Origin of the sequence: Prevotella sp. C561, from assembly GCF_000224595.1 — a bacterium.
Classification (GTDB): domain Bacteria; phylum Bacteroidota; class Bacteroidia; order Bacteroidales; family Bacteroidaceae; genus Prevotella; species Prevotella jejuni.
The window spans coordinates 1-8,883 of sequence record NZ_JH114159.1; the positions used below are offsets into that span (position 1 = coordinate 1).

7 protein-coding genes, 1 tRNA gene and 1 pseudogene are annotated in these 8,883 nt (G+C 38.8%); 4 read left to right on the plus strand and 5 right to left on the minus strand.

Features of this window, described 5'->3' with window-relative positions; all coding sequences use genetic code 11:
• Positions 1–258: pseudogene (locus HMPREF0666_RS16925) on the minus strand (IS1380 family transposase); the annotation flags it as partial.
• Positions 259–417: 159 nt separating this feature from the next.
• Here HMPREF0666_RS16925 and HMPREF0666_RS14745 point away from each other — a divergent pair.
• The 4 genes from HMPREF0666_RS14745 to HMPREF0666_RS14760 all read left to right on the plus strand — a co-directional run bounded on the left by HMPREF0666_RS14745 (position 418) and on the right by HMPREF0666_RS14760 (position 5,398).
• Entirely contained in the window at positions 418–831 is a 414-nt protein-coding gene (locus tag HMPREF0666_RS14745) for a hypothetical protein (RefSeq protein ID WP_009013177.1), read from the plus strand.
• Complete coding sequence (locus HMPREF0666_RS14750) at positions 821–1,474, plus strand: hypothetical protein (protein WP_009013178.1); 654 nt, start codon at positions 821–823, stop codon at positions 1,472–1,474. The genes HMPREF0666_RS14745 and HMPREF0666_RS14750 overlap by 11 nt, the downstream gene beginning before the upstream one ends.
• Positions 1,475–1,670: 196 nt before the next feature.
• Positions 1,671–3,716: an AAA family ATPase gene (locus HMPREF0666_RS14755; protein WP_009013179.1), complete on the plus strand. Its 2,046-nt coding sequence runs from the start codon at positions 1,671–1,673 to the stop codon at positions 3,714–3,716.
• The gene (locus tag HMPREF0666_RS14760; protein WP_009013180.1) at positions 3,701–5,398 is read left to right on the plus strand and encodes an ATP-dependent helicase; all 1,698 of its coding nucleotides are present in this window, start codon (positions 3,701–3,703) and stop codon (positions 5,396–5,398) included. Before HMPREF0666_RS14755 ends, HMPREF0666_RS14760 begins: the two co-directional genes overlap by 16 nt.
• 256 nt (positions 5,399–5,654) lie before the next feature.
• Here the strand turns inward: HMPREF0666_RS14760 and HMPREF0666_RS14765 are convergent.
• From HMPREF0666_RS14765 to HMPREF0666_RS16930, 4 genes are all read right to left on the minus strand, one after another.
• Positions 5,655–5,739, minus strand: a tRNA-Ser gene (locus tag HMPREF0666_RS14765).
• Between the two features lie 614 nt (positions 5,740–6,353).
• Positions 6,354–7,580 (minus strand): NAD(P)/FAD-dependent oxidoreductase, encoded by a 1,227-nt coding sequence (locus tag HMPREF0666_RS14770; RefSeq protein ID WP_009013181.1) that lies wholly within the window; start codon positions 7,578–7,580, stop codon positions 6,354–6,356.
• A gap of 94 nt (positions 7,581–7,674) precedes the next feature.
• Positions 7,675–8,181, minus strand: coding sequence for a pyridoxamine 5'-phosphate oxidase family protein (locus HMPREF0666_RS14775; protein ID WP_009013182.1), 507 nt, complete (start codon positions 8,179–8,181; stop codon positions 7,675–7,677).
• A 291-nt stretch (positions 8,182–8,472) separates the two neighbouring features.
• Positions 8,473–8,883: IS30 family transposase (locus tag HMPREF0666_RS16930; RefSeq protein WP_009013183.1), on the minus strand; the 411-nt coding region annotated here is incomplete at its 5' end.

Sequence of the window (8,883 nt, forward strand, 5' to 3'; positions counted from 1 at the left end):
GCTACAAGTGCGAAGTGTCGGATGAAGTGAGAGGTGGTTCATCAAATGAGTAGTGACATCCTCAATACATGAACCGCCACAGAAGTAGATACTCATGAGAGAACGGATGATTTCGCTGTACTGATAACCGAACGATCTACACCTTAGACCGAGGGTTGAGTCGATGACAGATGATAATGTGGAGTCAAATTGCTCCATGATTGAAAATAATCCCCCAAAAGGAGTGAGTCTCTCAGATTTAATTTGTATCTTCGCCATGTCTATCGTTGGATTCTCTTGTTTTTTTTGCAACACTAAGATAAGTGAAAATTCTGACATGGCAAAATCCTGAGCAACTTTTTGTTGCTCAGGTACTTAAAAAGTTTAATTTATAATAGTGTTGCGGAATTAAGGTATGAAAAATCTGCAGCTATACGAATGTTCAGTTTTACATCGCCTTTGCCACTGTCAGAAAGTCTTCGCAAAAAAGTAACAGAGGCAGCACAAGAATTTGAAGTTCGTATAAGACCTGTCAAGCAAAAACTGCCTATAAATTCAGAAGGAACAAGAGAAATTATGCAAGAAGTTTCAAAAATGACACTTGATCAACAGGCCCTCGGTGAAGGTAAAGGTCGAATCTATACCGCTGATGAGCAGGGGAGAAATGCTAATTATGATATCTCAAAGGATATTCAAAGTATAAGACCTACCAGTTATCTTTCGGATGAAGGAATTACTTCAGACGAGCAAACAGGACTTCCTGATTTCAAAGCCATACAGGAATATTGCCATAAACTTTTAAAAGAAATCAAAGCTGAACGAAATATAAACCAAGATATTTATGAGTTTTAAAGAAGCGTTAAAAAGTTTAGTCAGTGATGCACATCTTTTTCAATATGCAGAAGTTAATAGCACAGCGTCAAACATAGAAGAAAACAAGCCACTATATTATTTTACCAAAATCCAGTGGGGGATACTAATGATTTCAGTTGTGGTTTCGATTACAACAGTAAATGGCTTTGGTAAGGATTTTGCTGGATACGTTGTGTCGGCTCTATCACTTTTTGCTGGTCTATTCTTCTCATTTATTTTAATGTTAATTGATAAGTTTCAGAAGATAGACTTTAGTCCCTATAAAAAGGATGTAAATGCCCAACTAATGCCGATAGGAGTAAGATTGAAGAACTACTATAAAAAGGCAACCACACTTTCATTTTATATTATAGTGTTGGCTCTACTCTGTATTTTGCTTCTTTCTGCATCATTGATTGAAGTTCCCTTTCATGAAATATATCAGTTCCTTGCAAAATATATACCGATTAGTTGCATAGATATATGGGAAACTTTATGGAGAATGGCTTCATTCAGTGTGAAATCAATATACAGAGGTGTTTCTATATATTTTCTATTGGACTTCCTCTGGATAACTTTATATCTGCTCTCGTCCTTCTTTGATTACGTAGGAAGTGAATACGGCGAAGTAAAACTACAATAGTTTTTTGCAATAAAGGGTGAAAACGACTTATTGAAGTCTGCCCACATTACATTAGAATATCAAAGTTCTACTATCTCTGAGACAGAAGGTAGCCATGTTAAACATCTTTTTATATGAGTAGTAGCATAGGCGGTACATCGCATAGTATAGAAACCATAACACCTATTTTTAGATGATAGTATAGACGAAATATAGTATGTATATCAAGGAGATTAATATATTAAACTTCCGAAGCTTTAAGGAAGCTTTAATACCCTTTCATGAAGGAGTGAATGTTATAATAGGTCATAATAACACCGGTAAAAGTAACCTGCTCCGTGCAATGGGGTTAGTGCTTGGCTATAGTAATGGTCATAGATTAGGTACCAGTGACTTATTTTATGAGACAGATGTGGCAGAGCTTCAACGGCAGTCACCACGGATCCAAATAACTCTTGTCTTACGTAGAAGTGCAGATGAAAACTTATATTCTGCAGATATGGCGCTGTTTGCCAATATGATGACAGACCCAGCATTAAGCGAAGAGGCAGAATTAAGATACGAGTTTAAACTGGATGATAGCCAAGAGCAAAACTATAAGGCAGATGTTACTAACGCAATTACAGCCAAAGAAATATGGAAGATTATAGAGCAAGATTACATCAGACTCTATAAAAGTAGTCGCTCGGGAGGTAATCAGGCTGCTGGTATCAACATCAATGAGACGTTGGAGCAGATTGACTTCCAGTTCCTTGATGCTATTCGCGATGTCAGTCATGACCTATACGCAGGTTATAATCCGCTCCTTAGGGATGTGCTGAATTTCTTAATTGATTACTCAGTTAAGAATGATGTCACAAAGACAGAGGATGAGATAAAGGAACAATTAAAAGCTTTAAGAGATGATTTTGTCCAACAGTCTAGGCCATTGATGCAAACTTTACAAGATAGGTTACAGGATGGGAAAAACGTATTTCTGAAGTACGCATTTGATACAGGTGCAACATTTAATGGAGCCGAACCAGATTTTGATGGAACGGTGACAGAGAATGAGATGTTCTCTGTATTGAGAATGTTTATCAAATACGCTGTTGGTATAGAAGTGCCTGCTACATATAATGGGCTAGGGTATAACAATCTTATATATATGTCGCTTTTGCTTGCAAAGATGCAGGCAGACGGAAACATTGCCTACATGAAACGCAATGCCAAGGTACTCTCATTCCTTGCTGTAGAGGAATGTGAAGCACATTTGCATCCAGCCATGCAGTACAAGTTCCTAAAGTTTCTGCAGGACAATAATTTGAATAGGCATGTACGTCAGATATTCATGACCTCACATTCTACCCAAATTGCCTCTGCGGTAAAACTGGATGACTTAATTTGCTTAACCTCACCTGCGTTGGGACAGATCAATGTTGGCTATCCACGTGCCATATATAAAGAAGAGAGCTCTAATGATATGGTATCCAAGCAATATGTTCAGAGATTTTTGGATGCAACAAAAGCGGATATGTTCTTTGCCAACAGATTGATTTTTGTCGAGGGCATTGCAGAGGAGTTGCTGCTCCCAGTCTTTGCCAGGTATTTGAATAAGAACCTTACAGATGAGCATGTGCTAGTGGTGAATATGGGAGGTCGCTATTTCAACCACTTTCTAAAGTTATTTGATACGAAAAATCCATATACCATCAACAAGAAGATTGTCTGCTTGACTGATATTGATCCCTGTCGAAGAAAGAAAGAAGACAACGGAAATTATGAGGTCTGCTACCCATATGAGTACAATATAGATACAGACAACTACGACTATAAGCATCATGCTGATACAGAAGTAGATCAATATGTAGTCCATCCTAACATTAGGTTCTACAGACAAGATGTAACGTATGGAAAAACGCTGGAGTATGACCTAATGCGTGAGAATCCCAATTGTGAACTGTTGCTGACAGAGTCTGTTTCCAATTCAAGTGAGATAAAAGCTATGATGAAAGAACAGGATGTGAACGAGATGATGACTAAAATGCGAAACAGCGAGGCCAATACCCGTATCAAAAGCTCTATAGAAGCATCGGAGTGGACGGATGAAGAAAAGCGAAAAGCCTTACTTGCATCGCGTTATTTGAATTCCGTTTCAAAAGGCAACAATGCGCTGGAATTAAACGTGGCTCTTATGAATAATCTGGATAAACCAGAAGAAGATAGAGACGAGTTCCACGTACCCCGATATATTGTTGAGGCATTAACATGGCTACTATCATAACATCAGAAGAAACTATACCTATAAACGAACCGTTTAAGGTTACTGCTGGGCCTGGTGCGGGAAAGACGCATTGGCTGATAAATCATATCAAGAATGTGGTGTCAAATAGCCACAAACTTGATGTGGTGAGAAAGGTAGCTTGTATCACTTATACCAACGTGGGTATCGATACGATCACTTCACGTTTGAATATGGGGAATGACCTGGTTGATGTATATACCATCCATAGTTTCTTGTATGCAAATGTAATAAAACCCTATATTCATCTAATTGCTGAGGACTTCGGGCTGAAGTTAGATAAACTTGTGGTTATAGATGACTCTAATTTTAAGTCAGAAGGAATAGCTGCACTAGTTTTAAAAAGAGTTGGCAAATCATGGTTAGATACCAAAATCTACCTGAAAGGATTGGAGAGGGCAATGTGGCGTTATGAAAACCATGAGTACAAACATTACAAACCTGATCACCCACAGGTTTATAAGATAAAAAGTGGTAAACGATATGTGGGCAATGATTGGTATATGGAGTTCAAAAGACAACTATGGAGTGGCGGTTATATATCTTTTGATGATATCCTATATTTCTCTTACATCCTGTTTTCAAGATATCCCAATATATACATATTGATAAAGGCTAGATACCCATATATTTTTGTGGATGAATTTCAAGATACAATACCTTTTGTGGTTGACTTACTAGCCAAGTTAGGCAATGAGGGGGTAATTGTGGGAGTAGTAGGCGATAAAGCACAATCAATCTATGATTTTCTAGGTGCTACAGTGCAGCAATTTGACAGCTTTACTATTCCAGAAATGCAGGAGTATGAAATACGAGGGAATAGGCGTAGCACGAAGCAGATAATAGACTTGCTGAATATTGTCAGAACTGATTTTTCGCAAGATTGGCTGAATGGATCAGAAGGAATGATGCCAGAATTGCTTGTCGGTGATATGCTTAACTGTTACCAACAGTGTATAGAAAAGAGTGGAACTGACGAAATACAATCGCTTGCCTTTCAAAACATACTTGCCAATTCCATGTGTGAAAAGAACGGGGTGCGAGAGGTAGAGAATATATTAGAGATGGATTTTGATAGCAATGCAGGGCGTCAGATGGTGATAAAAGCGTTGATAAAGGCCGTGGAATATACAAGAATGAATGACTTGCGAAATGCTTGGTATCAGTTAGATATAATCGATAGCGATAGGACTCAAACCATCGTGCTTCTAAGATACTTGCTGGATGGCTATAAAGATTACAAAGACGGAAGTCTGATGGATTTCTACAATTTTCTGGTAAATGATTTACATGTCGAAATAACCAAGATTAAGGGCACGGCAATCAGGGATTTCTACCAGAACCACGCGTACGCAGATGCTGCCCTTGGAGTGAAGTATAGTGATTCAAATAACAAGCATAAAACCATCCATAAGTCAAAAGGAGAGGAGTATGATAACGTGTTTGTTGTTCTGAAAGAGGAAAAAGACTTAGAGTTCCTGTTGTCACCAAACCTAAATGACAACAATGTTCATCGGGTGTATTATGTGGCTGCTAGTCGTGCAATAAATCGCTTGTTTATCTGTGTACCGACATTGAGTGCAGAAAAACGTATCCAACTGGAAGGCATGCCAATAAACATACTTCTCCCCAATAATAGCCAATTGGGTTCGGGGCAGATTTGATTTGAAGGCTTAAAGTTGCACCACACTCTAGTTATTTCCACTATAGGCAGTTACAACAATGCCGTCCTGCTTAGCTAGCAGGACTTCGGGTAGGTTCTGATGAGACCATACATATAGAGAAGCGAATGAACTCTCTTATACCAAAAGCTACACCCAAGATTCATAACCTTGGATGTAGCTTTTTTCTTAACTGACAGATTTCTGGGTGTAGAAAAGGGTGCAAATCGCATAACTTGCTGATTTACACCCTTGTTTGCGGAGAGAGAGGGATTCGAACCCCCGGTACCTCTCGGTACGACGGTTTTCAAGACCGTTGTAATCGACCACTCTACCATCTCTCCAGAAGGTTACTTTGTAGTCAACCTGCTTCCTTGTTGAAAGCGAGTGCAAAGTTATGGATATTTTTTTGAACTACAAAATGTTTGGTAAAGAAATTTTTAGATAAAACACTTTTTAACAAAGAGAGGCATTCTAAAGTCTAATTGGGAGTAAAACCTGTCTATTTATATTGTGTTATGGGAATACAATGTCATTCCATGAATAATGTTGATATAGTACGCTTTAGCATTTTATACGGATACAATGCGTTTCTTGAGCAGGGGTTGACATACTACGCTTGCGCATTTATATGGATATAATGGGGCTCTATGAATAGTGATAACATGATACGAATAGGCGATTTGTTAGAATATTATATGTCCCCGTGGAGTGATGTTGATACGATATGGCTTGGCTATTTATTTGGGCATAATACATTCTTCTGAATAATGTTGGTATAATAAAGTGTGGTGTTTGATTATGGATATGAAGACGGTTTGGTGGAGGTATGGGTATGTAGGTGATTATTAGAAGAAACTATTAGAGTAGGGTAGTTGTAGAGAACCAATCGTTATAGTCCACATGTTATCAGCTGCCTCATTTGTACCAGTAGGAGGTTGTTGTGGAGATGATATTGTTATAGTTCACATGAAGAAGCATTCTTCCCAGCTATAAAACCTGTTGTCCAGGCTGCCTGAAGATTAAATCCACCCGTAATAGCATCGATGTCTAAAACCTCACCAGCAAAGAAAAGGTTTGGGCAGACTTTACTTTCAAGTGTTTTAGAATTAATAGAGCTAAGACTCACACCACCACACGTCACAAACTCTTCACGAAAGGCACCTTTACCAGCAATGGTGTATTGATCATTGACCAATGTTTCAATCATTCTGTTTAGTGCTTTACGTCCAATCTCTGCCCATGGCTTCACAGCATCTATGCCAAGTTTACTTAGTATATAGAGCCAGAGCCGACTTGGCAGACCAAATGGATGTAAGTTGGCAACCTGCTTACGCGGATTAGCAGCTTGAAATTTTAGAAGACAGCTTTCCACATCTTGCCGTGCTAGTTCATCTGTCCAGCTGATCGCAAGTGGAGCTTTATAATCATTCTCTGCAAGTGTACGAGCTGCGTAAGACGACAGCTTTAATATAGCGGGTCCACTCACTCCCCAATGTGTCACCAACAACGCACCCTGTGCACGTAGTTTTGTGCCAGGGATAGCCACAACGACTGGGTCAACCACTGTTCCCATAAGATCACAGAAGGCTCGGTCCTTTATATTAAATGTAAAGAGCGATGGTATAGGTGCCTCTATCTTATGTCCAAGGCGCTCAAGATAGTGTAAGCCACGTCCATTGGGTGAACCACCTGTTGTTATAATAGTACGATGAAACACGCGATGTGCACCATTCTCAAACTCCAGTTTTAATCTTCCATCTTCCATCTTATGAATATTCACCAAACGGTGTCGACAACATATAGTAACACCCAATTCATTAGCCTGGTGCACTAAACAATCAATAATGGCATGGGAGTCTTGTGCCTTCGGAAAGACACATTCGTCTTCTTGCGTCACCAATGGTACGCCATGTTTCTCAAACCACTTAAATGTATCCTCATGACTAAAGGTCTTCATCAATCGTTTCATGAGCATATAGCCACGTGGATAAGCCTGCTTCATGTCTGTAATGGCTGCGAAGCTATTGGTGACATTACAACGTCCGCCTCCGGTTATTTCAACCTTAGCCAACACCTTCTGTGCACGTTCAAAGATAGTCACCTTGCTTGAAGGGTTTGTTCTGCGAGCCATGATGGCTGCCATAAATCCTGCTGCTCCTCCGCCAATGATAGCTATATCCATTCGCTAAAATCTATTACTCAGGTCCAAAGAACTATCGACCTTTGTTATTTTGATATATTTAATGTGTGGTGATTATCTTTCTACGAGCAATCATTTAATCTCCAGTTGCTGTAGCTGATGAATGCACCTTCTTTCGTTTACCGCTGAACTCAGAGAAGTCAACACGGATAATCTCAACACGATGGAAACTCATGTGAGCATATTTATCGCCAAGCTCTTTGAAGTCAGGTGATAACTTGTCTATTAATAGATGCAGTGCATGCATCTTCTCTTCTTCAGAGAGGTGGATATGAGCTTCACCAAAGAAGATAGCACTTTCATACTCTGTGGTGAAATTACGTGGTAATAAATTCACCTTTCCAATGATACACAACGAAACCTTTGGGTTTTCCTCGATGGCTACTAACTTTCGTCCTTCAGGAGCACAATGAATATAGATACTGTGATCGCCGTCCCAAACAAAGTTTACAGGAATACCATATCCCATGTTCTCTGATACCATACTTAAAACACCATATTCTCCCTCACGCAGCAATTCTATTGCTCGTTCCTCATCCATCAGGCGGTCCTGTCTGCGTATGCGGTCATTAACATATTTCATATTCTACATTATTAATATGATAATTGATTATTGAAATTAAGAAATGTCTGTTATGAATTAATCTTATATGTTAAGAAAGCTTCACATCAGACTCCCAAATAAAAAAGACCTTGACTGATTCACATCACCCAAGGTTTAAATACTAAAACTAAATTAACCACTAAAAAAACTTGATGCAAAAGTACTCGTTTTTTCGGTAACGTACAAACTTTGCTGTAAGTTTTTTCTGCGTTTAACGCTTATTTTAACTTTTATTACAATGTCACGTGAATTCAACAAGCAAGTGCAAATTTACTTAATTAGTTCGTAAAAGCAGTCCTGTGGTGTTTTAAAATCTAATTTCTTTCTTGGCCTCATGTTAATTTTCTTTGAATACTTAGTTATTTGTTGCTGGCTGATATGCTCAAAGGTTTCTTTTTTTGGCACGTATTGCCTAATTAGTCCGTTAGCATTTTCTATAGCGCCTTTCTGCCATGAAGCGTATGGGTCAGCAAAATATATGGTAACACCAAGGCTTTTGGCTATCATTTCATGACAAGCGAATTCTGTACCATTGTCAGTTGTAATAGACTTGATATGGTCTTTGAAAGGAGATAGTAAGTGTATTACAGTTCGTGCCAGTTCTTTGGCATTTTTCCCCTCTTTAGTTTTCTCATAACACATGTTTGTACTACGCTCTATCAGTGTTACGATGGCACCATT